The following is a 26,429-nucleotide window of genomic DNA, read 5'->3' on the forward strand; positions in this document are numbered from 1 at the left end:
GAAGGCACCGGAACAGTTTGTTTCGGCTAATACGGGTGTGAAGCCCAGGAGGCTCAGTCGTTTGGCGTGATGCGCCACGGACCCGGAATGGCGAGATAGGCCAGCCGCTTCACCTCCGCTCGTCCCCTGGTCACCGTGTTCAGGATAATGCCACACGTCTGCAGCAGCGCGCCAAACAACATCAACGATGCGGAGAGCACGGCGGTGGGCAGGCGCGGGACTAGGCCGGTTTCGAGATAAGTGAAGAGCAACGGGGTTGCGAGCGTCAGTGATACGATCGCGCAGAGCGCACATCCGATCGTGAAGAAGACCATCGGCCTCTCCGACTTAAAAAGCCGGAAGATCGTCAAGAATATCCTCATGCCGTCGCGATAGGTGCTGAGCTTGCTGGATGAGCCCGGCGGCCGCGACCTGTAGACTGTCCTAATCTCCGACACCGGCATGCGAAGCCCGTAGGCATGCACTGTCAGCTCGGTCTCGGTTTCGAAGCCCGAGGCATGCGCGGGAAAGGATTTGACGAAGCGGCGGGAAAAGACCCGGTAGCCGGATAGCATGTCCGTCAGCGATCGGCCGAATATCAGCACGACGCAACTCGTTAGAAGCTTGTTGCCGAAGCGGTGCCCGGGCCGGTAGGCCTCCTTCTCGTCGGAGATCCTGATTGCCGTGACCATGTCGAGCCCCCGGGACACAAGCTCCGCGACCAGCATCGGCGCTGCGGACGCATCATATGTGCCGTCGCCGTCGACCAGCAGATAGGTATCCGCTTCGATATCGGCGAACATGCGCCTGATGACATTGCCCTTGCCCTGTTCGCTGACCGTGTTGACAATCGCGCCCGCCTTCTGTGCGCAGGCAATGGTTCTGTCAGAAGAATTGTTGTCGAATACATAGACCTGCGCCTGCGGCAACGCCTTGCGGAAATCACCGACGACGGCACCGATGGTCAGTTCCTCGTTATAGCAGGGAACGAGAACCGCGATGCGATCCGCCGGTCTGACGTGAGCGATCCCTTCTGGACTTCCCTCAGGCGCAACATCCATTAGCATTTTGCAGGTCGTTCCAGCTCTTTTTTGGGTGATCGGCGTGCCATTTGCGGCCGTTCACAACACAAAGCCAGTCTTGACGTCAATAGGCATGCCGCGCAATTCCATCTTTTGTGTTGTCTCGGCCTGTCGCAGGCTGGACAAGGCGCACGCTGAGCGCAGGCGCGGCGATCGGGCGGCCAGAATTTCCCCTTCCTTTTCCCTGTAAAAGCGCCTATGAACCGGCGCGATGAACAAGTTCCGGCTGGCGATCACGATACGAATTATCGGCCCGGCCTTCCGCGCGCGCTAAGCGGCCGGAAGGTCCGGGTTTTCGGCGCTCGACCTCAGAGCGCTTCCGCCGCCACGATATTTCCAAGTCCGTTGCGCCCGTTTGCGAGGCGTAAAGCACGATCGCTAGAAGAGACGATTGCCAGACATGACCGATACAGCCGAAAAGATCGATTACTCCAAGACCCTCTATCTCCCCGAAACCGATTTCCCGATGCGCGCCGGCCTGCCGCAGAAGGAGCCGGAAACCGTTGCCCGCTGGCAGGAGATGGGGCTCTATAAGAAGCTGCGCGCATCCGCCGCCGGCCGCGAGAAGTTCGTCCTCCACGACGGCCCTCCCTATGCCAACGGCAACATCCATATCGGCCACGCGCTGAACAAGATCCTGAAGGACGTCATCAACCGCTCGTTCCAGATGCGCGGCTTCGATGCCAATTACGTTCCCGGCTGGGATTGCCACGGCCTTCCGATCGAGTGGAAGATCGAGGAAGAGAATTACCGCGCGAAGGGCAAGGCCAAGCCTGATCTCAAACAGGCCGACGCGATGATCGAGTTCCGCAAGGAATGCCGCGCTTACGCTGAAAAGTGGATCAAGATCCAGGGCGACGAGTTCAAGCGCTTGGGCATCGAGGGCGATTTCGACAATCCGTACCTGACGATGAACTTCCACGCCGAAAGCCGCATCGCCGGCGAACTGTTGAAAATCGCTATGAGCGGCCAGCTCTATCGCGGCTCGAAGCCGATCATGTGGTCGGTGGTCGAGCGCACCGCACTGGCAGAAGCCGAAGTCGAATACCACGACGTCGAGAGTGATATGATCTGGGTGAAGTTCCCGGTCGTGGGTGGCGCCGGCGAGCTGGCCGATGCCCATGTCGTCATCTGGACGACAACGCCGTGGACTATCCCCGGCAACCGCGCCATCGCCTATTCGCCGAAGGTCGCCTACGGCCTCTATGAGGTTGTGGCCGCTGAAAACGACTTCGGCCCGCAGCCCGGCGAGAAGCTGATCTTCGCCGACGCACTGGCCGAGGAGTCCGCCAAGAAGGCCAAGCTCACCTTCAGCCGGCTGCGGGGTGTTTCGGCCGAGCAACTCGCAGCCATCACAACCGCCCACCCCCTCAAGGGCCTCGGCGGCGGTTACGAATTCCCCGTACCGCTGCTTGCCGGCGACCACGTGACCGATGATGCCGGTACCGGCTTCGTCCACACCGCCCCGTCGCATGGCCGCGAAGACTTCGAGGCCTGGATGTCCTCCGCCAAGGAGCTGGAAGCCAGGGGTATCGACACCCGCATCCCGTTCCCGGTTGACGACAGCGGCACCTATACCGCAGACGCTCCCGGGTTCGAAGGCGCCCGCGTCATGGACGACAACGGCAAGAAGGGCGATGCCAACGAGCGCGTCATCAAGACGCTGATCGAGCGCAACGCGCTGTTTGCCCGTGGCCGCCTGAAGCATTCCTATCCGCATTCCTGGCGCTCCAAGAAGCCGATCATCTTCCGCAACACGCCGCAGTGGTTCGTCTACATGGACAAGGACCTCAAGGACGGCACGACGCTGCGCACCCGTGCGCTGAACGCCATCGACGATACCCGTTTCGTACCCGCCGCCGGCCAGAACCGCCTGCGTGCCATGATCGAGCAGCGTCCTGACTGGGTTCTCTCGCGCCAGCGCGCCTGGGGCGTTCCGATCTGCGTCTTCGCCGATGAGGACGGCAACGTCCTGCAGGACGAAGAGGTCAACAATCGCATCCTCGAAGCCTTCGACGTCGAGGGTGCAGATGCCTGGTTCGCCGAAGGCGCCAAGGATCGCTTCCTCGGCAACGGTCACGACCACGCCAAGTGGACCCAGGTCATGGACATCCTCGATGTCTGGTTCGACAGTGGCTCGACCCACACGTTTACGCTGGAAGATCGCCCTGATCTCAAGTGGCCGGCCGATCTCTATCTCGAAGGCTCCGATCAGCATCGCGGCTGGTTCCACTCGTCGCTCCTGGAATCGGCCGCCACCCGTGGCCGCGCGCCTTACAACGCCGTCCTCACCCATGGCTTCACCATGGACGAGAAGGGCGAGAAGATGTCGAAGTCCAAGGGCAACGTCACCTCTCCGCAGGAGATCATGAAGGATGCCGGCGCCGACATCCTGCGCCTCTGGGTCATGACCTCGGACTATGCCGACGACCTGCGCGTCGGCAAGACGATCATCCAGACCAATGTCGATGCCTACAGAAAGCTGCGCAACACCATCCGCTGGATGCTCGGCACGCTGGCGCACGACAAGGGCGAGACCTTCGAAGTCTCCGAAATGCCGGAACTGGAGCAACTGATGCTCCATCGCCTGGCCGAACTCGACCAGCTGGTGCGCGAGAATTACGACGCCTTCGACTTCAAGAAGATCGCCCGCGCGCTGATCGACTTCGCCAATGTCGAGCTCTCGGCCTTCTACTTCGACGTCCGCAAGGATGCGCTCTATTGCGACGCGCCATCCAGCCTGCGTCGCCGCGCCTCGCTGCATGTCATCCGCAACATCTTCGATTGCATGGTGACCTGGCTTGCCCCGATGCTGCCCTTCACCACCGAAGAAGCATGGCTCTCGCGCAACCCCGGCGCCGTTTCCGTCCACCTCGAGCAGTTCCCCGAGATTCCGGGCAACTGGAAGAACGAGGCGCTGGCCGATAAGTGGAAGAAGATCCGCGCGGTCCGCACGGTCGTCACCGGCGCGCTGGAGATCGAGCGCAAGGACAAGCGCATCGGCTCTTCGCTGGAAGCAGCTCCGGTTGTCCATATCGCCGATGCTGAACTCCTGAAGGCGCTTGAAGGTCAGGACTTCGAGGAGATCTGCATCACCTCGGGTATCGTCGTCGAAGGCAATGAGGGGCCGTCCGACGCGTTCCGGCTTCCCGAAGTGGCCGGCGTCAGCGTCGAGCCGAAGCTTGCGGAAGGTGAGAAGTGCGCCCGCTCGTGGCGGATCACGACGGATGTCGGCTCCGATCCCGAGTATCCCGACGTTTCCGCCCGCGATGCTGCCGCATTGCGCGAACTTGCGGCATAAACGCAAGAAAGTTACCGGATGAATTGCGCTATCGCGGTTCATCCGGTAAAAGCTGCCTGAAATTGGCCGGATTTTTCCGTCACGGGGAGGATGTCCGGTTGAAGCATTGATTGCACCGGCATGGCTGGAAGGGTTTTCATGTTATCGAAGCGTTGGTTCCGTTTGGGCGCATGCCTGACTGTTGCGATGGCAGGCACAGCGATGATGTCGAGCTGCACGAGCGGCCCCCGCTACGGCACGGACAAGACGGCATTCGAGCAGCTGACCGATGACCTTGGCCAATCCACCTCGCTGACGGGCACCGAGCCCAAGAACAAGGGCGTGAAGTACAATCCGCGTCCGGGCCTCGTGGTTCCCAAGGCCGGCGACAAGGAAAACCTGGTCGCGCCGCAGGAATCGATCGCCAGCAAGGACAACCCGCAGTGGGTCGAATCGCCTGAGGAAACCCGCGCCCGCCTCGTCAAGGAAGCCGACGAGAACAGCGACAAGTCCGGCTACCAGTCGCCGCTCGCCAACAACGAGGTCGAAGGCGGCCGCCGCACGACGGAAGCCCAGGCCAAGGCCTTCCGCGAAGCTCGCGCCATCCAGAAGGGCGCCTACATCGACCAGCGCCGCTACATCTCCGACCCGCCGACCGAATACCGCCAGGTGGACGATCCCACCAAGCTCGACGATCTCGGCGAGCCTGAGCTGAAGAAGATGAAAAAGAAGAAAAAGGAAGCCGCCGTCGCCGGCTCCGGCAAGCAGTGGTGGAACCTGCTGCAGTAAGGCTTCGGGCCCGGTGAGCTTTTTACAAACGTTCGATGTGAGCGCGTAGGGTAAAGACGCCTCCCAACCCGGGGAGGGCTTAACTTGTGGCGATGTCGACGCCGGCACTGTGAGCGGGCCACAAGTCCTCTCCCCCACCTGTGGGGGGAGATGCCCGGCAGGGCAGAGGGGGTATTCCACGGCAAGACCTCTCTATCATCACACCACACCCCACAAACACACCAAAACCCCACGCCGCCCGAAGGACCCGTAGCTGCACCATGCCCTGCACTTCACTCGGACGGGGCGCTGGAAATCACCTCGATTGAGTAAGGTAAAATATGGTGCCTTCCAGCACCCCGTTCAGCGGTTTATGAACGCAACTCCGGTCCCTCTGCCTTCTCGCCCAACTTCGCGACGAGACCATGTGTGCCTCACAGGCACGTCCGGGCTCAACTCAGGCCCGTCTTGCGACGGAACTCGCCGTCACCGGAGGGAGACCATTTTCTGCGAACCCCGGATGAGAGAGCTTGCGTCTTCCTCAAACACCCAGCGCCGATCCCGCCTTGCCGGCACGCCTGCCGGTGTATCCGATGACGGGACGCCGATAGTGTAGGGGCAGGTTTCGGGCGCGGGGATGAATGAGCGGCCAAGATTCTTTTAAGTTATTGATAGGAAATCAATAAATCCGACAGAAACTCCTGAAGGCGATCGTAGGTAAGATCGGCCTCGAAGACGAGGTCATACGGAATTTCCGACGCCCGTATCCCGTCAGCCACGAGCTGTTCGGCCAGGGCGCGGCGCTTTCGGTCCATGGGGCCGCGAACGAGCAGGTCGACATCCGAATGCGAGCGGAAATCTCCTCGCGCAAGGGATCCGACGAGCGTGATGTCGATGCCCTTGCTGGATGCGTCGCGTAACACCTGCGAAACGGCTGCCGATGCCGCGCTGTGCCGCCTGTCGCGTCTCCTCGCCATCAGTGTCGTCATTCCGACCATTCAGAAACTCCGATTTCTTTCAACTGTATAGCATTGGAAGATCGGCGAAAAGTGGCGCGCTGCAGCGCCCGGTTGGCCAAAACACCCTAATCCCGCTTCCCCTGAAAGAACCCCCGCAGGATCTCCGCCGCCTGCACCTCGCTCATCCCCGAATACACCTCCGGCGCATGATGGCACGTCGGCTGCGCGTAAAACCGCACCCCGCTATCCACCCCGCCACCCTTCGGATCTTCCGCCCCATAATAGAGCCGGCGGATGCGCGCGAACGAGATCGCCGCCGCGCACATCGTGCACGGTTCCAGCGTCACATAGAGATCAGCACCCGTCAGTCGCTCCTGGCCGAGCGCCTCGCAGGCCATGCGGATGGCGGCCACTTCGGCGTGGGCGGTGATGTCGTTGAGCTCGCGGGTGCGGTTGCCGGATGAGGCGATTACGGTGCCGTCGAGGACGACGACCGCGCCGATCGGCACCTCGCCGCGCGCCCCCGCGGCACGCGCCTCATCCAGCGCCAGCTCCATAAATTGATTTGTCTTCACGATCCGACAATTTCCACTTAACCGCAGGGGCGCGAACTGATAGAAGGCCCCAAAAGGCAGGCAAACAACAAATGACATTCAAAGACAAGCCAAAACGGCCGGGTGGCAAGCCATCCCCGCGCGATACCGGCGCGAAATCGGGCGAGAAGCCCGCAAGGAAGTTCGCAAAATCGGCTGACAAGGCGGATGCCGTGTCCGACGTGACGAGCGACAGCAAGGCGGAACGCATCTCTAAGGTGATGGCGCGCGCCGGCGTTGCCTCGCGTCGCGATATCGAGCGCATGATCCTCGATGGCCGCGTCACGCTGAACGGCAAGCCGCTGGACACGCCCGTCGTCAACGTCACGCTGACCGACAAGATCGAAGTCGACGGCATGCCGATCCGCGGCATCGAGCGCACCCGTCTGTGGCTCTACCACAAGCCGGCCGGCCTGGTGACCACCAATGCCGATCCGGAAGGCCGCCCGACCGTATTCGACAACCTGCCGGACGATCTGCCGCGCGTCATGTCGATCGGCCGCCTCGACATCAATACCGAAGGTTTGCTGCTCTTGACCAACGATGGTGGCCTGGCGCGTGCGCTGGAACTGCCGACGACAGGCTGGCTGCGCCGCTACCGCGTGCGCGCCCACGGCGAGATCGACCAGGAAGCGCTCGACAAGCTGAAGGACGGCATCGCTGTCGACGGCGTGCTCTACGGCGCCATCGAAGCGACGCTCGACAAGGTGCAGGGCTCCAACGTTTGGCTCACCATGGGCCTGCGTGAAGGCAAGAACCGCGAAATCAAGAACGTGCTCGGCGCGCTCGGTCTTGACGTCAACCGTCTGATCCGCATCTCCTACGGCCCGTTCCAGCTCGGCGATATCCCCGAGCGGGCGGTAATCGAAGTGCGTGGCCGCACCCTGCGCGACCAGCTCGGCCCACGCCTGATCGAGGATGCCAAGGCCAATTTCGACGCGCCGATCTACAACGCGCCCGCCGTGACCGAGGAAGAGGAAGCCGACGCCAAGCCTGAGCGCCGCGAACGCTCGTGGAAGCCGGAAGACAAGCGCGAACGCGCGCTGAGCCGCCTCGACACCAAGCGCGATGATAAACGCGACGACCGCCGTGGCGGCGATCGCGATGGCGGCCGTGGCCCAAGCCGTGGTGGCGACCGCAAGGACGAGGGCCCGAAGCGTCCCGCACTCGGCAGCCGCCGCAACGCCAATGTCTGGATGGCGCCCGGCGCCCGTCCGCTCGGCGAAAAGGCAGCCGCTAAGGCCGAGAAGAACGCCCAGACGGCGCTCCGCCGTGGCGAAAAGCCTGGCCGCTCCAAGCCGCAGCCGACAAGCTACGACGAAGGTCCGCGCGTACAGATCAACCGCGCCCGCGACGAAGAGGGCGAATGGATCCGCTCCAGCGATGTGAGCCGCGACGACGACCGCAAGCGCGGCGGCGACCGTGGTGATCGCGGCTTCGGTGACCGTCCCCGTGGTGACCGCTCCTTCGGTGATCGTGGTGACCGCTCCGGCGGCGACCGCACGGCACGCGGCGACCGGCCTTATGGTGATCGCCCACCCCGTGGCGACCGCCCCTTTGGCGACAAGCCGCGTGGCGAACGCAAGCCGCGCGAGGATGGCGACCGTCCGCGCTCCTTCGGCGACCGTCCCCCTCGTGGCGACAGGCCACGCGGCGATCGGCCTTTCGGTGATCGTCCTCCCCGTGGTGACCGGCCGACAGGCGACCGTCCGTTCGCAGCAAAGCCTCGCGGCGACCGCAGGCCGCGTGAGGATGGCGACGACCGTCCCCGTTCCTTCAGCGATCGTCCCCCACGTGGAGACCGGCCGTTCGGCGACAAGCCGCGCCGTCCGCGCGAAGAGGGCGACGAGCGTCCCCGCGCCAACCGTTTCTCCGGCGAGGCTCGCTCCGAGCGTCCGGCCGGCGAGCGTTCGTATGGCGACCGGCCCCGTGGAGAACGTCCGCAGGGTGACCGTCCCCAGGGCGAACGCCCACGCGGTGATCGTCCCTTCGGCGACAAACCACGTGGCGACAAGCCACGCGGCAAGAGCTTTGGCGGCAAGCCAAGCGGCTCCAAGCCGGGTGCGAAGAGTTTTTCGGGCAAGCCTTCGGGCGATCGTCCCGGTGGCGGAGGCAAGCCCTCGGGCGGGCCGTCGCGTGGTGGACCAAAAGGCAAGGGAATAGGACGCGGTGCGGATCGTCGGCGGTGAGTTTCGCGGACGGTCGCTCGCCGTGCCTAAATCCAACGACATCCGGCCGACTGCCGACCGGACGCGTGAGAGCCTGTTCAATATTCTGAGCCATGCCTATCCGGAATGCGTCGATGGCACCCGGATACTCGATCTCTTTGCCGGCACCGGCGCGGTCGGTCTGGAAGCCGTCTCGCGCGGCTGCCGCCATGCGCTCTTCGTTGAAAATAGCGTCGAGGGCAGGGGTCTGCTCTGGGAAAACATCGATGCGCTCGGTCTGCACGGCAAGACGCGCATCCTGAGGCGCGACGCGACCGATCTCGGGAGCGTCGGCAATCTTGAGCCGTTCCAGTTCCTCTTCGCCGACCCGCCTTATGGCAAGGGTCTCGGCGAGAAGGCAATGGCCGCTGCCGCCAAGGGTGGTTGGCTGTTTCCGGGCGCGATTGCCGTGCTCGAGGAGCGCGCCGACGTTGCCGTTTCGGTCGATCCTTCCTATCTGTTCCTGGAAAGCCGGATTTTCGGCGATACCAGGGTGCATTTCTACCGCTACCAGCCGGAGTAGGTAGCGGCTATCGGGGGTAAAGGGTGACACAGCAGGCCGAAAAGACCAGTTCCGCGTTCCCTGCTCTCGAAGATGTCGCCTTCGGCGCGTCGCCGCGTATCGCGATTGCGTTCGGCGGCGGCGGCGCCCGCGGGCTTGCCCATATCCACGTCATCGAAACGCTTGATGAACTCGGCATCCGCCCGGTGGCGATATCGGGTTCCTCGATCGGCGCCATCATGGGCGCCGGCATGGCGGCCGGCATGACCGGCGAGGCCATCCGCGAACACGCGCTGATGACCGTCGGCAACAAGACCGCCGTGGTGAGCCGTCTCTGGGGCTTGCGCCCGCAGACGGTGCGCGACGCCGTGGCGAACGGCGTGCGCATCGGTCAGTTCAACCTCGAACGCATCCTGAAAGCATTTCTCCCGGCCGATCTCCCCGATCGCTTCGAGGATCTGCCGATCCCGATGACGGTGACCGCCACCGATTATTACGGCCAGCAGGAAGTGCTGGTGAGCGAAGGCCAGCTGTTTCCGGCACTCGCAGCCTCCTCGGCCATCCCCGCCGTCTTCATGCCGGTCCGGCTGCATGGCCGGGTGATGATCGACGGCGGCATCAGCAATCCTGTCCCCTATGAGTGCCTGATGGACCGCGCCGATATCGTCATCGGCATCGATGTCGTCGGCGCGCCCGAGGGCGACGGCACCCATATCCCGAACCGCATGGAAAGCATCTTCGGCTCCGGCCAGCTGATGATGCAGACGGCGATCACCCTCAAACTCCGCATCCAGCCCCCCCACATCTTCCTCCGCCCCGCCGTCGGCCGCACCGGCGTCATGGATTTTCTAAAAGCCCGCGAAGTGCTGGCCATGTCTCAAGGCGTGAAGGATGAGCTGAAATATGCGCTCGACGGGGCGATCGAGGCGCATGCGCGGGGATGATGATGGCCATACATATGGTGGTCGGGTCGGATGCTCTGATCACTTGCAGTCCAAGTAACGTAGCAAGTCCAACACCGACATCGATATTGTCGCTGCCGCGGCAAAGAAGGTTGAAAGAGCAATCAAAGCGCCGATTAGACTAGCGAACCAGCCGAGCTTTACCTCACTCCTTAGTTTCTTGCCGTCCCAATAAAGACCGCCTTTTCCGTCTGCCCCGAGCAAATTCATTCCTTGCCGGCTCATCGGCTTCACATCTTTGGGCCAATCGTCGGGTGTATCCACATCGGCAAAGGGCTGCTGACGTGCGCTGTTCCAATCGATTCGCTTGTCGCTGGTTGATCCCACTTGACGCTCCTATTACCCAAACGCCGCTATGATTTATGCATCCGCCACCGCATCCCCTGTACCCGCCAGCGGGTCCTGCGAGAAATCCATGGTCCGCTTCGGCTTGACCAGCGGCTCCGGCTTGACCGGTTGCGAGTAGAGCATGTCGCGGCCTGCCTGCAGTCCCTCGGTGACCTGGAGCACCAGCCGCTGCTCGTCGCGGCGGCGGATGTCTTCGCCGATCTCGTAGGCGGCGGCCTCGCTGATGCCGAGCGCTTCCAGCGTCCGGCGCCCGAACAGCAAGCCCGATTCCAGCGTCTCGCGCAGCTCATAGTCGACGTTGAGGTTGCGCAGCGCGATCGAGTGGACGCGGTCGTAGGAGCGCACGAAGAGCTTGGCTTCGGGGTAGTCGGCCTGCACCAGCTCGACGATTTTGTCGGTCACTTCCCGCTTCTGCGTGCAGACGACGACGATCTTGGCATGGTCAATGCCGGATGCCCGCAGCACGTCCTTGCGTGTGCCGTCGCCGAAATAGATGCGGAAGCCGAAGGAGGAGGCCTGGCGGATACGATCGGCAGAGGTGTCGATGACGGTCACCGCGCGCCCGCCGGCAAGCAGGATCTGCGCCGCGATCTGGCCGAAACGCGAGAAGCCGATCATCAGCACATCGGCGCCCGCACCCTCGAAATCCTCTTCCAGCGTCTCCGTCGTCTCGCCGCTCTCTAGCCGCTTGGCAAGCTTGGTGCCGATCGGCGTCAGCGCCATGGAGAGCGTCACGATGGCGATCAACAGGGACGCCGTGCTCGAAGGCATCAGCGACGAAGCGCCCGCCGTCGAAAACAGCACGAAGCCGAACTCCCCGCCCTGCGGCAGCAGGAAAGCGATGCGGATCGCGTCATTGTGATCGGAGCCGGTAACGCGGCAGAGCCCGTAGATGATGAGCGCCTTCGCGGCCATGACAACAGGCACGGTGACGAGGATGACGAGTGCGTTGTCCCAGAGCACGTCGAGCTGCAGTGACAGGCCGACGGCGATGAAGAAGATGGCGAGAAGCACGCCGCGGAAGGGCTCGATATCCGCTTCCAACTCGTGTCGGTAAGAGGATTCCGCCAGCATCACGCCCGCCAGGAACGCCCCCATGGCCATCGATAGCCCGGCCATCTGCATCAGCGTCGCCGATCCCATGACGACGAATAGTGCGGCCGCGATCATCGCCTCGCGCGCGCCGGTGCTGGCTATGATCTGGAACAGCGGCGTCAGCAGATAGCGCCCCATGACGATCATCGCGCCCACCGCGCCGATGGCGATCGCGAAATCGACGATCGGCGTGCCGTGGCCCTTGCCTGTGTCGAGAATGTTGATCAGCGCCAGAAGCGGCACGATGGCGAGGTCCTGGAACAACAGCATCGAGAAGGACCGCTGGCCATATCGAGTGCTCACATCGCCGTCGTCCTCGAGGATCTGCATGGCAAAGGCGGTGGACGACAGCGCCAGGCCGAAGCCGGCGATGATGCTGCCGCGCCAGTCGAGCAGGCCGGAGAGATCGGCGAGCGCCGTCAGCACCAGCCCGGTCAGGATGACCTGCGCCGTGCCCAGCCCGAAGATGTCGCGCCGCATCTGCCATAGGCGGCTCGGCTTCAGCTCCAGGCCGATGATGAAAAGCAGGAACACGACGCCGAGCTCGGCGACGTTGAGGATCTGCTCGCCATCCGTCAGCCCGTGAAAGATCGGGCCGATCACCACGCCGGCGGCGAGATAGCCGAGCACCGTTCCAAGCCCCAGCCGCTTGAAGATCGGGGCCGAAACGACGGTGCCGCCGAGCAGCAGGATCGTTTCGGTGAAGAGGGCGTTGGGCTCGGACATCCGCTAAGCTTCTTTCAATGGTCATGGTTGCGCAAGCAGCGCGAAAAAGAATCGGCACCGTCGGCCTTGATGCTTTCCGTAGCGCACAATAAATGGAACGCGAAGGAAAGGCCAAACCATGTCCTCTGAAATTGATTCTTCGACGCTTCTCTCCCGCGCCAGCCAGCTGATCGATCTCGCAAAAAAAGCGGGCGCCGATGCCGCCGATGCGGTGGTCGTCCGCTCCCGCTCGCAATCCGTCAGCGTGCGGCTCGGCAAGGTGGAGGAAACCGAATCCTCCGAGAGCGATGATTTTTCGCTGCGCGTCTTCGTCGGCAAGCGTGTTGCCAGCGTCTCGGCCAATCCAGGCTTCGACATGGCGGTGCTCGCCGAGCGCGCGGTCGCCATGGCCAAGGTCTCGCCGGAAGATCCCTTCGCGTGTCTGGCGGATGAGAGCCGGCTCGCCAAATCCTATCCAGACCTGCAGCTGCTCGACAACACCGAGGTCTCCGCCGACCAGCTGCGCGAGGCAGCGCTTGCAACGGAAGCGGCCGGCCTTGCGGTCAATGGCGTCACCAATTCCTCGGGCGCCGGCGCTTCGGCCGGTCGCGGCGGCATGGTGCTCGTCACCTCGCACGGCTTTGAAGGCAGCTACATGGGCTCGCGCTTCGGCCGCTCCGTCAGCGTCATCGCCGGCGAGGGCACCGGCATGGAGCGCGATTACGATTTCGACAGCCGCATCTATTTCTCCGAGCTTGATGATCCCGCGGAAATCGGCCGTCGCGCCGGCGAGCGCGCCGTCAAGCGCCTGAAGCCGCGCCAGGTTGATACCGGCAAGAACGTCACCGTGATCTTCGATCCGCGTATCGCCCGCGGCTTCGTCGGCCACATCGCCGGCGCCATCAACGGCGCGTCGGTCGCCCGCAAGACCAGCTTCCTGCGCGACAAGATGGGCGAGCAGGTGCTGAAATCCGGCCTCTCGATCACCGACGATCCGATGATCGTGCGCGGCCCGGCCTCGCGCCCCTTCGATGGCGAAGGTGTTTCCGGCGAGCGCATGGTGATGATCGAGGACGGCGTGTTGAAGCACTGGTTCCTTTCGACGTCGACCGCCCGCGAGATCGGCATGGAAACCAACGGCCGTGGCGTGCGCGGCGGCAATGCCGTGACGCCCGCCTCGACCAACCTCGCGCTCGAGCCCGGTGATATCTCGCCCGAGGACCTGATCCGCGGCGTCGGCAACGGCTTCTACGTCACCGAGCTGATCGGCCAGGGCGTCAACATGATCACCGGCGAATACAGCCGCGGCGCCACCGGTTTCTGGATCGAAAACGGTGAATTGACCTTCGCGGTTTCCGAAGTGACCATTGCATCGAACCTCAAGGAGATGTTCATGCGGGTAACGCCTGCCAACGATATCGACCGCAAGTACGGAGTAGCTGCTCCGACCCTCGCGATCGAGGGAATGACGCTGGCCGGACGGTGATCGCGGGCTAAAGCGCGTCGCGATCTTTCAGATTCGCTTGTTGCGCTTTAGGTCTTTCTTTTACCGCATGTCTTCATCGCAAAACCGCTTCACACTTTTGCGCGACATGCTCTAGCCGCTGACGGATTGGAACTTGGGATGAGCGACGTGGACAATGCCCGCTGGCAGAGCGATCTGGACCTGATCGCCGACGCTGCAAAGCGGGCGGGTGCCGTGGCGCTCAGCCATTTCAACCAGTCGCCGGAGGTCTGGTGGAAGAACGAGGGCCGCTCGCCGGTCAGCGCCGCCGATTTCGCCGCCAATGAAATCCTCGAAACGCTGCTGCGCGCTGCCCGCCCTGATTACGGCTGGCTGTCGGAAGAGACCGAGGACAGCGCCGATCGCCTGTCGCGCGACACGCTCTTCATCATCGATCCGATCGACGGTACGCGCGGCTTCCTCGCCGGCCAGAAGCTCTGGTGCGTCAGCGTCGCCGTCGTCCACAAGGGCAGGCCGGTGGCCGGCGTGCTCAACGCGCCGGCGCTCGATGAGCTTTATGAAGCGGTCGCCGGTGGCATCGCCTTGAAGAACGGCCTGCCGATCCGCGTATCGAAGCCGAAGCCGCCCGTCCGTTTCGCCATTGCCGAGGACGTACTGAACGGCTTCAAAGAGCCGTTGCGCGGCAAGATCGAGCGCGTCAAGCACGTGCCCTCGCTCGCCTACCGCGTCGCCATGGTGGCCGATGCGGCGATCGACGGCACCTTCGTGAAGCGCAATTCCCACGACTGGGATCTGGCCGCCGCCGATCTCATTCTGGAAAGGGCAGGCGGCCGTCTCGTCAATCTCGACGGAACGCCGCTGACCTATAACCGCGCGGATGTGAGACACGGCGAGCTTTGCGCCGGCTCCGAGCCGCTGTTGAATGAATTTCTATCCCCTATCGCCGCGCGCTGAGCAGTTGACGTTTCCGTCAAAATCCCTCAGATGAAACGGCGGAGGAGCAGATGAAGGAAGTGACTGAAATGACCAAGTCCGGTGAAAAGAAGCAACTGTTGCACCTCGTGTTTGGCGGCGAACTGGAAAGTCTCGATGACGTGCAGTTCCGCGACCTCTCTGGCCTGGATATCGTCGGCATCTTCCCTGATTACGCATCTGCACTGACGGCCTGGAAGTCCAAGGCGCAGTCGACCGTTGATAATGCCCACATGCGCTATTTCATTGTCCATATGCACCGCTTGCTTGATCCCGAAGACAAGTCCGGCAAATAAGTTTTCGGCCCTCGTGGCCCTGTTTTACCCAGCCGCCTGCCTTATCCGGGCATAGGGGCGGTTGTTGACGCATTCTGAACAAACTGATCGGTCATTTCGGCCGCAATGATATTTGGGAATGGGTTGATGTCGATCATCGTTGATCGGAGACGTGTTATATGAGCGGCCGCATGGCGCGTTTGGCGCTGGGCGCTTATCAGGCGGTTGGGACGTTGATCACGCCCTTCGTCGGCGGCTACCTGACCTATCGCGCCGCCAAGGGCAAGGAAGACAGGGCCCGGCGGCTCGAGCGCTCCGGCTATGCCAGCGCCGATCGCCCGGCCGGTCCCCTGGTCTGGTTCCACGCCGCAAGCGTCGGCGAGATGAACGCCGTCATTCCCCTTATCCGCGAGATCCGCCGCCGCGACGTTCACGTCATCCTGACGACGGGTACCGTGACCTCGGCCAAACTCGCCGCCGAGCGCGTCGGCACCGAAGTCATCCACCAATATGTGCCGCTCGACCTGAAGCCCGCCGTCAGCCGCTTCCTCGATTACTGGCAGCCCGATTGCGCGCTGATCGCCGAATCCGAAATCTGGCCTGCCACCGTTCTGGAGCTCGGCCGCCGCCGCATCCCACAAATCCTCGTCAATGCCCGCATGTCCGACCGCTCCTTCGCCCGCTGGACGCGCCGCCAGGCGCTGGCCGAGGCGCTGTTCGAGAACCTCGCGCTCGTCATCGCCCAATCCGATGTCGATGCCGAGCGCTTCCGCGATCTGGGCGCCCGCCAGGTGCTGATGTCCGGCAATCTCAAGGTTGATACCGACGCGCCGTCCTATGATCCCGCGATCTTCGCCCGCTACCAGCAGCAGGTCGGCGACCGCAAGACATGGGCGGCGATCTCCACTTTCGATGGCGAGGAGAAGGCCGCCGGCATCGTCCATCGCACGCTGAAGGAGCGCAACGGCCAGCTGACCATCATCGTCCCGCGCCATCCCGAGCGCGCCGATGCCATCGAAGCCGAGCTGGTCAAGCAGGGGCTCAAAGTCGCCCGCCGCACCCGCGACGATGCGCTGACGCCAGATATCGATGTTTTCCTCGGCGATACGATCGGCGAGATGGGACTTTATCTGCGCATGACCGAGGTCGCCTTCGTCGGCCGCTCGCTGTTTGGCGAGGGCGGGCAGAACCCGCTGGAGCCGGCCATGCTCGGCTGCGCGGTGCTGTCGGGTAGCAACGTCCAGAATTTCCGCGAGGCCTATCAGCGGCTCGCCCGCCGTGGCAGCGCCCGCATGGTGCGCGATACCGAAATGCTGGCCAAGGGCGTGCATTATTTGCTGACCAACGACCCGGCGCGCCGCAATATGATCGAGGCCGGCGCCGCCGCCGTGCAAGAAATGCGCGGTGCGCTGACGGCAACGATGAAGGGTCTCGAGCCCTACATCAACCCGCTGACGGTGAAGGCCAGACTGCTGCCGAAGACGGCGGCGCAACGCTAGTTAGAGAGCAGGTTCGGACATGCAGGCGATCAAGGGTATCCTGTTCGACAAGGACGGCACGCTTCTCGATTATGACGAGAGCTGGCTGCCCGTGAACCGCGAGCTGGCACGCATCGCCGCCAGGGACGACGCCGCACTTGCCGACCGCCTGCTGCTCGCCTGCGGCATGGATCCCGTCACCGGCCACATCGTTCCCGACAGCCTGCTCGCCGCCGGCAATACGCGTCAGATATCGGACGGGCTGGTCGCCGCCGGCTCGACGGTTCCGGTCGAGGAACTGACGGTAAGGCTCGACGAGCTCTTTTCCCACGCCGCCGATTTCTCCGTGCCGGTCACCGATCTCGCTTCTTTCTTCGCCCGCCTGCATGCGCGCGGCTTCAAGCTCGGCGTCGCCTCCAGCGACAATGAGCGCTCGATCCGCCAGACGGCCAAGCGCTTCGGCTTTGCTGATTACATCGATTATATCGCCGGCTACGACAGCGGCCATGGCACCAAGCCGGAGCCAGGCATGGTGCTTGGCTTCTGCGCGGCCACCGGTCTCGACCCCTCGGAAGTCGCCGTCGTCGGCGACAACAACCACGATCTGCACATGGGCCGCAACGCGCATGTCGGCCTGACGGTCGCGGTTTTGACCGGCACCGGATCGCGGGAATCGCTCGCCGCCGCCAGCGATCATTGCCTCAACGATATCACCGAACTCGAAGGGCTGCTGCCCGACCTGCAGTTCGCCTGATCGACCAAAGGCTTGCTTTTTCTTGAAAATTGCCTTCTCTTTTCGCCCAATTAGGGGTGACGTCCGCGTGGAGCGGGCCGGTGGCGCGAAAGGCAGGACGGCAAAGATGGTATCCGAAGCGCCACCGTTCTGGTGGACGAAAGCCGATTGGCGCGCCTGGACGCTTTATCCGATCTCCTTTCTTTACGGCCGTATCTCGGGCTACCGCATGGTCAACGCCAAGCGCGCCTCCGTGCCTGTTCCCGTCATCTGCGTCGGCAATTTCACCGTCGGCGGCGCCGGCAAGACACCGACCGCGATCGCCATTGCTCGTGCCGCCAAGGCCAAGGGTCTGACCCCAGGCTTCCTCAGCCGAGGCTATGGCGGCTCGCTCGACGTGACGACCGTGGTCGATGCCGGCCATCACCGCGCCGTGGCCGTCGGCGACGAACCGCTGCTTCTCGCCCGCGAGGCGCTCACCGTCATCTCCCGCCGCCGTGTCGAGGGCGCCAAGCGCCTCGTCAAGGAAGGTGCCGACCTGATCATCATGGATGACGGCTTCCAGAGCGCGCGCCTTGCCATCGACTACGCGCTGCTCGTCATCGACGCCACGCGCGGCCTTGGCAACGGCCACATCGTTCCGGGCGGCCCGGTGCGCGCGCCAATCAAGCTGCAGCTGCGCTACGCGACGGCTCTTCTAAAAGTCGGCGCGGGTGCCGCCGCCGACCAGATCGTGCGCATCGCGGCGCGCGCCGCCAAGCCCTATTTCACCGCATCGGTCACAGTCTCCGATGGCGCCGACCTGAAGGGCCGGAAGGTTCTGGCCTTCGCCGGCATCGCCGATCCCTCGAAATTCTTCCGCACGGTGGATGGCATCGGCGCCGAAACCGTCGCCCGCCGCTCTTTCGGTGATCACGAGCATCTGACCGACGACGAGATCGACGACATCCTCGAAACCGCCGCCCGCGACGACCTCCAGATCGTCACCACCTCCAAGGACTTCGTGCGCCTCACGGGTCATCACGGCAAGGCCGAGACACTGGCGTCCAAGTGCCGGGTGATCGAGGTGGAGATGACCTTCGAGGACCATCTGGCGCCGGGGCTGATCATCGACCGCGCGCTCGATGCGTGCAGGGAACGGCGGTTGAAGGAGAAGGCTGCGGGGTAAGCGTGTTAACGGGCGTTCTGCCGTGGAGCACCCCCCTCTGTCCTGCCGGACATCTCCCCCACAAGGGGGGAGATCGGCCAGCGGTTAGGTTTACGCCAGACAATCAAGGTTGGAGCGAGCGGCCGCCCCCAGCCAATCTCCCCACCTGTGGGGGAGATGCCCGGCAGGGCAGAGGGGGTAATCCTCGCTCCGCGTCTGCCCCGAGCAACCCGCGCTCGATGTCCACGTCATCCCCCTCGATCATATCACATGTCGGATGCCGCCAGCCCCAACCGTCTCTACAATAGGATCAACATGGAGGAGACGTCATGCCCCGCTATCTGGTAGCCATTCACCACCCCGACGACTACGACCCCGCCGTCTCGGAAGATGAGGCGATGTATCGGGCGATCGATGCGCTCAACGACGAGATGGTCGCGGCCGGCATCCGGCTCTTCGTCGGCGGGCTGCATCGGGCGCACACCGCCAAGTCGTTGCGCGCCGATGCCGATGGAAACGTGTCGGTGAGCGACGGCCCCTATCTCAAGACCAGCGAGCATGTCGGCGGTTTCTGGGTGCTGGAGGCGAATGGCATGGAGGACGCGCTGGCCTGGGGCCGCAAGGCCGCCATCGCTTGTCGGGCGCCTGTCGAGGTGCGGGCTTTTCATTAGGGCGCTGTCGAGACGAGGGGCGTTGTGCCGTGTGGCGCCCCCCTCTGTCCTGCCGGACATCTCCCCCACAGGTGGGGAGATTGGCTGGGCTTTCCCGCTCGCCCAACCTTCATTGTTTGGCGTAGACCTCACCACTTGCGGATCTCCCCACCTGTGGGGGAGATGCCCGGCAGGGTAGAGGGGGGTAATCCTGGCTCGACGTCTGCGATCAGACAGCTACGCTACTCCACCACCCCGAACACCGGTCCATACCCGCCATGCCAGGAAAAATCGCTGCGCCCCAGTTCCGCGCTATAGAACCCCGCGCCACCCCCGCCATCGAGAAACAATGCGTCGGCACACTGCAGGTGATCGCGAAACAGCCGCGCGAAATCGTGGAAATTGACCGGATCATCGCTGACCGCGAAGCGCACCATCCCATCGCCACAGACACCCACCCCGCTACGCCGCGTCCGATCGCTGGAGCCGACGATGAAGATCGGGTTGATCTTGTTTGCAATCACCAGCATCGGCCCCGACTGCGTGGCAAGCTTGACGTCAGGACGCTGCTTCTCGAACGTCGCGGTTGGCAGGATGCCCGCGCCCTTGTCGCCGATAAAGAATATCCCGTTGGGGTTCTTGTAGAAGTTCGGCACCGGACCGCTCGCCTTGGGCGCCTTGACGCTCGCCACCGGCCGCAACTCCTGGCCATCTTCGACATAAAGCCCGATCGGGGAAAAATCCTCGTGATACATCCCGGCATTCAGCGCGAAGACGAGCGTCTTGCCCCTGGCGGTCATGGCGTCGGCGATGCCGGGGAACGAGCGGTAGGGCGCGCCGTCGTCGCGCTTCCAGAAGAGACGCAGATCCGCCTTGGCGGGATCGATGGTGCAGATCACGTAGTTGGTGTTTTCGACCGTTTCCGGCGCGCAGGGGCCGGCAAGCGCGGAGCCCGCGGTCCCAAATACAGCACCCAGCAGAATGGCCATCCCGGCGAGGGCGGCGAAGAGCAGGCCGGATGAACGGATAGGCACCAGTTCTCGTCCTTTGCGGTGTGAGAAAGGTCGCGGCGAGCCGGTTTAGCTCTTGCGCGCTTCCAGGCGCCGGCGGTCGCGCTCGACGGTCTGGAAGCCCATCGGCGTCAGGCGGAATTGCCGCTTCTGGAATTCGCCGCGGATTTCGACGAAGCCCTGCGCTTCGGCCTCATAGAGCGTTTTCAGCCCCATCTCCTTGGGAGGGGTCTGCCAATCCCGGCCGACGGCGCTGTGCAGCAATGCGAGGATCTTGATCATTGTTTTCTCCATGGCCGAGGCGCGGTTTCCGCCGTCCCGCCAAAGCGGTCAGGCTTGCGGCTAGCGCTTCTGGTTCGGCAACACGCCGGCGCGCTTGTCGGCCTCGAAGGAGGAGATGGCGTCGGCATAGGGCTCCTGGCGGGCGACGCTCCAGTAGCGCAGTTCGTCGAGCGGGATCTGCTTGCCCGTCATGGCGCAGACGACGTAGGAACCCGGCGACAGGATCTGAAAATCCGCATCGAGATAGCGTATCTTCGCTTCGCGGTTTCCGTTTCCTTCAAACAAGTTCATGCGCTCCAATCCTTAAAGCCAATCCTCAAAACGAGGCCGTCATCGGATTGCCATAACCCGCCACAGCCGCCATTGCCAGCGTTTTCAGCTCCGGCCGAACAGCCGCTCGATGTCGGAAAGCTTGAGCTCGATATAGGTCGGCCGGCCGTGATTGCACTGCCCGGAGCCCGGCGTCACCTCCATCTGCCTGAGCAGCGCGTTCATCTCCTCCGGCCGCAGCCGCCGTCCCGAGCGCACCGATCCGTGGCAGGCCATGGTCGCCGCCACATATTCGAGCTTGGCCGAAAGCCCCGAGGCCGTGTCCCATTCGGCGATCTCGTCGGCCAGCTGCCGGATCAGCCCGGATGCATCGACCTCGCCCAGCATCGCCGGCGTCTCGCGCACCGCAATCGCCCCCGGCCCGAAGCGCTCGATACCAAGCCCGAGCTCGCCGAATTCGGATGAAAACTGCATCAGCCGGTCGCAATCCTCTTCCGGCAGGTCGATGATTTCGGGGATCAGAAGCACCTGCGAGGCCAATCTCTTGGAGTGCAGCGCCTTGCGCATCGCCTCGAACACCAGCCGCTCATGCGCCGCGTGCTGATCGACGATCACGAGACCTGTCTCTGTCTGCGCCACGATATAGTTCTCGTGCAACTGCGCGCGCGCCGCCCCAAGCGGAAACCGCGACGGCGCCTCGGCTTCGGCTGCGGGCGACGGCGCCGTCCAGGACGAGGTCTGCGCAGTCTCGGCCCGCGCCGCCGGCATTGTCAGCCCATCGAACGAAGCCTGCGGCCGCTCACCGAAGCCATTACCGACAGGGCGTTGATAGGACGGGGAATAGGCGGACGAGCCGACAGGGGCGGCGGAGAACGGCCGTGACGGCGAGGTCTCGGCGCTCCATGGTTGTTGGGGTTGTTGCTGCGGACGGTAGCCGTTCGGCTGGAAGCCGGGGCGGAAGGCGCGCAGCATGCCGTCGGCACCTGTGGTTGCCGCCCGGCTGCCGTCGCGCGCCAGCGCCTCGCGGATCGCGCCGACGATCAGCCCGCGCACCAGCTGCGGATCGCGGAAGCGCACGTCGGACTTGGCCGGATGCACATTGACGTCGACAAGCGCCGGGTCGAGCCCGATCGACAGTACCGCCACCGCGTAGCGCCCCGAGGGGATCGTCTCGGCATAGGCGCCGCGGATTGCCGAAAGCACCAGCTTGTCCTGCACCGGCCGGCCGTTGACGAAAGCATACTGATGCGCCGCGTTGCCGCGATTGAAGGTCGGTACGCCGGCAAAGCCCGTCAGCGTCACATCCTCGCGCTCGGCATTGATCTCGATCGCGTTGTCGCGGAAATCCTTGCCGAGGATCTGCGCCATGCGCGCCAGATGGTCCTCGCCGGTCGCCGGAAATTCCAGCGTCGTGCGGTCGGTGCCCGAGAGCACGAAGCGCACCTGCGGGAAGGCGATTGCCATGCGCTTGACGATCTCGGTGATCGCGGCCGCCTCCGCCTTTTCTGTCTTCAAGAACTTGAGCCGCGCCGGCGTCGCGAAGAACAGGTCGCGCACCTCGACGATGGTGCCGGGGTTGAGCGCCGAGGGCCTGAGATGCTGCAGTTTGCCGCCGGCCACCGAAATCTCCGCCCCGCCATCGCTGTCGCGGCGGCGGCTCGAAATCGTCAGCCGCGCCACCGAGCCGATCGAGGGCAGTGCCTCGCCGCGAAAGCCGAGCGTGCTGATATCGTCGAGTGTATCGGTGATCTTCGAGGTGCAATGCCGGCGCACCGCAAGCTCCAGATCGCGCTCGTCCATGCCCGAACCGTTGTCGGTAACGCGCAGCAGGCTCTTGCCACCGCCTGATGTGGCGATCTCGATGCGCGTCGCCCCCGCGTCGAGCGCATTCTCGATCAATTCCTTGGCGGCACTGGCCGGCCGTTCGATGACCTCGCCGGCGGCGATTTGGTTGATGAGCGTTTCGGAAAGCTGCTTGATCGACATGCCGCCATTTTCGCGGATTCGACGGGGATAGGGAAGGGTGAAAACGACGATCTTGGGGCTTGTCCAGACCCTAGGATTCCGCTGCTTAATGTTAAGCACGCCTTAAGACAAAACTGGCATTTTGCCGATAGTACCCCGCCGAGAATACAATCCATTCGGACAGATGTAGGACGCGTAAGTATGAGTGCCGGTCGCGATCAAGCGGACACAGCCCCGCAGGAGGGCGCGGTTGAGACCGCTGCTGGCCTCCAGTCGGCGCTGTTCGACGCGGTCTGCGAAAGCCTGTCCTCCGCCTTCATCGTCTATGACAAGACCGATCACATCGTCTTCGGCAGCCGGCAGGTGCTCGATTTCTTCCCGATCTGTGCCGATCTCTTGCAGCCCGGAACGCGGCTTCGCGATTTCCTCGGCGCCGTCTACGAGACCGGTATCCGCAGCCGTTCGGCCGGCAAGCAGGGCGCGCTCAGCCGCGAGGATTGGTTGTCGCAGAAGATCGCCACGCACTGGCGCGAGCGCTACGAAGCGGTCGAGCGCTACGGCAACGATTGCTGGGTCGGTTTCCAGAAGCGCCGGCTCGCCAATGGCTATGGCGTCTGCGTCATCTCCGATATCTCGGAAGTGAAGAAGCGCGAGGAGCAGTGGCGTCTCGATCTCGAGCGCGTGCAGCTCACCGAGGATATTCTCGACAACCTGCCATTCCCGCTCTTCGTCAAGGACCGCAACCTCACTTACGTCGCCGTCAACGTCGCCTTCTGCGAGAAGTACCAGACGACGGCCGATGAGGTGCTGGGCCGCAAGAGCACGGAACTCTTCTCGCCCGAAGTTGCCGCCCGCTTCGAGGAAAGCGACCGCCATGTTCTCGAAACCGGCGAAATGTCGGTCGTGCGCCAGCGCCAGATCGCCCGCGACGGCTCGGAGCGCGAAATCATCTCGCGCAAGCACCGCATCGGCAAGCCGGGACGCTATTTCCTGGTCTCGACCATGCAGGACCTGCCGCGCGAGGGCGGCGATCTCGAGGAATTCGAAAAGGCATCGAGCGTCACGACATCGGCCAAGAGCAGCTATCGCCGCGCCTATGTTCCGATGGATGGCGGCAGCGAGCGTCGCGAGCCGGCCGCCATGGAAGCCATCGTGCCCGAGAATTTCTCCGGCCGCCGCATCCTCGTCGTCACGGGCGATATCGCCGCCGAGACCGCGGCGCTTCGAACGCTGGCCAAATATGGCTTCGAGGCATGCTCGGTGCGCAATGAGGACGAGCAGGAGCAGTTCCTGGAGATCGCCTCGTCGGCCGGCCTTTCGCTCGATCTCGTCATCATCGACAACCAGATGGGCATGCGCTGCCTGGAACTTGCCGAGCAGTACGGCATCTCGTCGCTGGTCATGGATGGTTTCCAGATTTCCACCGAACTCACCTTCCAGATCGCCCGTCATTTCAACCGCAACAATCGCGGCGCCATGGCCGACCGGATCGATAGCGACTGGGAGATCACCACGTCGGACGACCAGCTTGAGCTCGATGTGCTGGTGGCCGAAGACAACGATATCAACCAGATCGTCTTCTCGCAGATCCTCGAAGGCCTCGGCTACCGCTACCGCATCGCCGCCACCGGCGACGAAGCCGTGAGGATGTGGACGGAATACCGGCCGAAGATCGTGCTGATGGACATCTCGTTGCCCGGCTTCAACGGTTTCGAGGCCGCCCGCCTGATCCGCCAGGTGGAAGGCGATGGACCCCGCACCCCCATCATCGGTGTACTCACCCAGGCCTTCGAGCGTGACCGCGCCGAATGCGCCAATGCCGGCATGGACGACGTGATCATGAAGCCCGTCAGTCCGGATATTCTGGAAACGGTCTTCCAGAAATTCATGCAGCCGGAAGCACAGCGGGCCTCTCTTTAAGCGTTGATTGCGGTCAACTCCCCAATTCTTGGGAGGCAATTCACGATGATCCAGGGTTGTCGAATATCGAATTTTTAAGACTTGCCCGCCATTCTGCCGGGTATTGGGGAAGCTCTGGATCAGAATGATGATGTTGGCGGATATGCCATTGGCACCGGTAAGCCAGAACGAGCTTCAGACGATGGCCTATACCGACCCGCTGACCGGGCTCGGAAACCGCTATCGCATGCGCGACCGTATCGCCCAGATCTCGGCCGAACGCGCCGACGATCCGGCACCATTTACCATCGGCATCGCCAATCTCGATAGCTTCAAGCCGATCAACGACCTCTTCGGCTCGGCCGCCGGCGACGAAATTCTCTGCCAGGTCGCCCACCGCCTGAAAGCCTGCATTCCCGATGGCGCCGTCGTCACGCGCCATGATGGAGATGAATTCGCCTTCGTCCTGCCGCTGGTTTTCGAGCGCGCCAGCGCCGAAAAGTTCGGCCAGATGATCCGCGAGGTCCTGTCGGCGCCCTACGATCTCGGCGACCGCAACGTCCGCCTCTCGGCCTCCTTCGGCTTCGCCATCTATCCCTTCGCGGGCGAGGAGTTCGAGGAACTCTTGAAGAGCGCCGAGACCGCGCTCTATCGCTCCAAGCGCCGCGGCCGCAGCCAGATCACCGTCTATTCGCGCGAGATCGCGCAGGAGATGAAGCGCGCCACGCAGCTCGAGCAGGCGCTTCGAAACGCCATCATCTCCGATGCCATCGACGTGCATTTCCAGCCGATCGTCTCACTCGCCACCAGCCAGGTCCTCGGCTTCGAGGCGTTGGCGCGCTGGAACGACCCGGATCTCGGCTTCGTCTCGCCAGGCGTCTTCGTGCCGCTCGCCGAAGAACGCGGCTTCATCGATGCGCTCTCGGAAGCGCTGTTGCGCAAGGCGGCCGAAGCGGCACTCTCCTGGCCGCGCGAAATGTTCCTGTCCTTCAACCTCTCATCCGCGCAGCTGATGGACCCTGGCACCAGCGCCAACGTGCTGTCGATCCTCGGCCGCGTCGGCTTCGATCCGCACCGTCTCGAACTCGAGATCACCGAGACCGCCGTGATGGGCTCGGCCGACACCGCCAACCGCATCATCGCCGACCTGCGCCAGGCCGGCGTGCGCATCTCGCTGGATGACTTCGGCACCGGCCAGTCCAGCCTCGGCCGCCTGCGCGACTTCATGTTCGACAAGATCAAGATCGACCGCGCCTTCGTCTCGCGCATCAATTCCGACCGCGCTTCGGAGCACATCATCAAGGCGATCCTGACCATGTGCGAAGGCCTCGATCTTGAAGTCGTCGCTGAAGGGATCGAGGATTACTCGGAAGCTGCGAAACTGCGCATGCTCGGCTGCGGCATGGGGCAGGGCTACTATTTCGGCAAGCCGGCCGACGCCATCGCGACGCTGAGGTTCCTGCACGAGAACGAATACGATACCGGCGAACGGGCGATGGCGTAAGCGCCGGTCTTTACTTGATCAGCGTGAAGAGGCCTGCGGTGGCCGCGATTGCGGCGAGCACGACGCCGAGAATGCTGCAGACCACATTGATGATCCAGCCCTGATCGGGTTTGGAATCGAGCTTGCTGTCGATACGCGCCAGCTGTCCGAGCACTGTGTTCAGCGTCGAACGCATGTCATCAGTGATGGCTTTGGCGGCGCGATGTTCCATGCCGCCGATTGTGCCACCTCTGCAACTCAACCGCAACGAACTCCACATACCACAAAAGCCGATGGCGCCCTCTCGGACGCCATCGGTT

At 63.5% G+C, this 26,429-nt stretch carries 24 protein-coding genes; 14 read left to right on the top strand and 10 right to left on the bottom strand.

Annotation, left to right across the window (positions count from 1 at the left end; translation table 11 throughout):
- Positions 1-53: 53 nt before the first annotated feature.
- Positions 54-1,040 carry a glycosyltransferase gene (locus D460_RS0110890; protein WP_018898578.1) on the bottom strand — a complete coding sequence of 329 codons (987 nt, stop codon included), beginning with the start codon at positions 1,038-1,040 and terminating at the stop codon, positions 54-56.
- A gap of 421 nt (positions 1,041-1,461) precedes the next feature.
- On the opposite strand from D460_RS0110890, the gene ileS reads away from it, so the two are divergent.
- Both ileS and D460_RS0110905 read left to right on the top strand, forming a co-directional pair.
- Positions 1,462-4,362, top strand: coding sequence for an isoleucine--tRNA ligase (gene ileS, locus D460_RS0110900; RefSeq protein WP_018898580.1), 2,901 nt, complete (start codon positions 1,462-1,464; stop codon positions 4,360-4,362).
- 138 nt (positions 4,363-4,500) lie between these two features.
- On the top strand, positions 4,501-5,130 hold the full coding sequence (locus tag D460_RS0110905) for a hypothetical protein (protein WP_026283019.1): 630 nt from the start codon (positions 4,501-4,503) through the stop codon (positions 5,128-5,130).
- A gap of 644 nt (positions 5,131-5,774) precedes the next feature.
- Here D460_RS0110905 and D460_RS0110910 read toward each other — a convergent pair.
- Entirely contained in the window at positions 5,775-6,107 is a 333-nt protein-coding gene (locus D460_RS0110910) for a nucleotidyltransferase domain-containing protein (protein WP_018898582.1), read from the bottom strand.
- 86 nt (positions 6,108-6,193) lie between these two features.
- A complete protein-coding gene (locus tag D460_RS0110915) occupies positions 6,194-6,625 on the bottom strand; it encodes a nucleoside deaminase (protein WP_018898583.1) in 432 nt (143 codons plus the stop codon).
- An 89-nt stretch (positions 6,626-6,714) separates the two neighbouring features.
- On the opposite strand from D460_RS0110915, the gene D460_RS0110920 reads away from it, so the two are divergent.
- The 3 genes from D460_RS0110920 to D460_RS0110930 are packed head-to-tail and all read left to right on the top strand — an operon-like array spanning position 6,715 to position 10,314.
- Positions 6,715-8,850, top strand: coding sequence for a pseudouridine synthase (locus tag D460_RS0110920; protein WP_018898584.1), 2,136 nt, complete (start codon positions 6,715-6,717; stop codon positions 8,848-8,850).
- Entirely contained in the window at positions 8,831-9,391 is a 561-nt protein-coding gene (gene rsmD, locus D460_RS0110925) for a 16S rRNA (guanine(966)-N(2))-methyltransferase RsmD (RefSeq protein ID WP_018898585.1), read from the top strand. The genes D460_RS0110920 and rsmD overlap by 20 nt, the downstream gene beginning before the upstream one ends.
- Positions 9,392-9,414: 23 nt before the next feature.
- Entirely contained in the window at positions 9,415-10,314 is a 900-nt protein-coding gene (locus tag D460_RS0110930) for a patatin-like phospholipase family protein (RefSeq protein ID WP_018898586.1), read from the top strand.
- A gap of 39 nt (positions 10,315-10,353) precedes the next feature.
- Here the strand turns inward: D460_RS0110930 and D460_RS0110935 are convergent, their stop codons facing one another.
- On the bottom strand, positions 10,354-10,659 hold the full coding sequence (locus D460_RS0110935; RefSeq protein ID WP_018898587.1) for a hypothetical protein: 306 nt from the start codon (positions 10,657-10,659) through the stop codon (positions 10,354-10,356).
- A gap of 33 nt (positions 10,660-10,692) precedes the next feature.
- Positions 10,693-12,501, bottom strand: a complete 1,809-nt coding sequence (locus tag D460_RS0110940; protein WP_018898588.1) for a monovalent cation:proton antiporter-2 (CPA2) family protein — start codon at positions 12,499-12,501, stop codon at positions 10,693-10,695.
- A 118-nt stretch (positions 12,502-12,619) separates the two neighbouring features.
- Between D460_RS0110940 and D460_RS0110945 the strand changes: the two genes are divergently transcribed.
- The 7 genes from D460_RS0110945 (at position 12,620) to D460_RS0110975 (ending at position 19,221) form a co-directional block, all read left to right on the top strand.
- Positions 12,620-13,966: a TldD/PmbA family protein gene (locus D460_RS0110945; protein WP_018898589.1), complete on the top strand. Its 1,347-nt coding sequence runs from the start codon at positions 12,620-12,622 to the stop codon at positions 13,964-13,966.
- A 138-nt stretch (positions 13,967-14,104) separates the two neighbouring features.
- Positions 14,105-14,899 (top strand): 3'(2'),5'-bisphosphate nucleotidase CysQ, encoded by a 795-nt coding sequence (locus D460_RS0110950; protein ID WP_018898590.1) that lies wholly within the window; start codon positions 14,105-14,107, stop codon positions 14,897-14,899.
- 68 nt (positions 14,900-14,967) lie between these two features.
- Positions 14,968-15,213, top strand: a complete 246-nt coding sequence (locus D460_RS0110955; RefSeq protein WP_026283020.1) for a DUF4170 domain-containing protein — start codon at positions 14,968-14,970, stop codon at positions 15,211-15,213.
- Between the two features lie 158 nt (positions 15,214-15,371).
- Complete coding sequence (gene waaA / locus D460_RS0110960) at positions 15,372-16,691, top strand: lipid IV(A) 3-deoxy-D-manno-octulosonic acid transferase (protein WP_018898592.1); 1,320 nt, start codon at positions 15,372-15,374, stop codon at positions 16,689-16,691.
- Positions 16,692-16,710: 19 nt separating this feature from the next.
- Positions 16,711-17,424 (top strand): HAD family hydrolase, encoded by a 714-nt coding sequence (locus D460_RS0110965; RefSeq protein ID WP_018898593.1) that lies wholly within the window; start codon positions 16,711-16,713, stop codon positions 17,422-17,424.
- 106 nt (positions 17,425-17,530) lie between these two features.
- Positions 17,531-18,571: a tetraacyldisaccharide 4'-kinase gene (gene lpxK, locus D460_RS0110970; protein ID WP_018898594.1), complete on the top strand. Its 1,041-nt coding sequence runs from the start codon at positions 17,531-17,533 to the stop codon at positions 18,569-18,571.
- A 308-nt stretch (positions 18,572-18,879) separates the two neighbouring features.
- Positions 18,880-19,221: a YciI family protein gene (locus D460_RS0110975; RefSeq protein ID WP_018898595.1), complete on the top strand. Its 342-nt coding sequence runs from the start codon at positions 18,880-18,882 to the stop codon at positions 19,219-19,221.
- A gap of 221 nt (positions 19,222-19,442) precedes the next feature.
- On the opposite strand, the gene D460_RS0110980 is transcribed toward D460_RS0110975, so the two are convergent.
- The 4 genes from D460_RS0110980 to mutL form a co-directional block, all read right to left on the bottom strand.
- Positions 19,443-20,234 carry a phosphodiester glycosidase family protein gene (locus D460_RS0110980; protein WP_018898596.1) on the bottom strand — a complete coding sequence of 264 codons (792 nt, stop codon included), beginning with the start codon at positions 20,232-20,234 and terminating at the stop codon, positions 19,443-19,445.
- 45 nt (positions 20,235-20,279) lie between these two features.
- Positions 20,280-20,492 (bottom strand): hypothetical protein, encoded by a 213-nt coding sequence (locus D460_RS0110985; protein ID WP_018898597.1) that lies wholly within the window; start codon positions 20,490-20,492, stop codon positions 20,280-20,282.
- A 60-nt stretch (positions 20,493-20,552) separates the two neighbouring features.
- Positions 20,553-20,783, bottom strand: coding sequence for a DUF2093 domain-containing protein (locus D460_RS0110990; RefSeq protein ID WP_018898598.1), 231 nt, complete (start codon positions 20,781-20,783; stop codon positions 20,553-20,555).
- A gap of 84 nt (positions 20,784-20,867) precedes the next feature.
- On the bottom strand, positions 20,868-22,748 hold the full coding sequence (gene mutL / locus D460_RS0110995) for a DNA mismatch repair endonuclease MutL (protein WP_018898599.1): 1,881 nt from the start codon (positions 22,746-22,748) through the stop codon (positions 20,868-20,870).
- Positions 22,749-22,928: 180 nt separating this feature from the next.
- Between mutL and D460_RS0111000 the strand changes: the two genes are divergently transcribed.
- Together D460_RS0111000 and D460_RS0111005 are read left to right on the top strand one after the other, a co-directional pair.
- Positions 22,929-24,647, top strand: a complete 1,719-nt coding sequence (locus D460_RS0111000) for a response regulator (protein WP_018898600.1) — start codon at positions 22,929-22,931, stop codon at positions 24,645-24,647.
- Between the two features lie 124 nt (positions 24,648-24,771).
- Positions 24,772-26,130: an EAL domain-containing protein gene (locus D460_RS0111005; RefSeq protein ID WP_018898601.1), complete on the top strand. Its 1,359-nt coding sequence runs from the start codon at positions 24,772-24,774 to the stop codon at positions 26,128-26,130.
- 10 nt (positions 26,131-26,140) lie between these two features.
- Here the strand turns inward: D460_RS0111005 and D460_RS0111010 are convergent, their stop codons facing one another.
- Positions 26,141-26,371, bottom strand: coding sequence for a hypothetical protein (locus tag D460_RS0111010; RefSeq protein WP_155947725.1), 231 nt, complete (start codon positions 26,369-26,371; stop codon positions 26,141-26,143).
- Positions 26,372-26,429 lie beyond the last annotated feature (58 nt).

The organism is Rhizobium sp. 2MFCol3.1 (genome assembly GCF_000377565.1).
Taxonomy (GTDB): domain Bacteria; phylum Pseudomonadota; class Alphaproteobacteria; order Rhizobiales; family Rhizobiaceae; genus Rhizobium.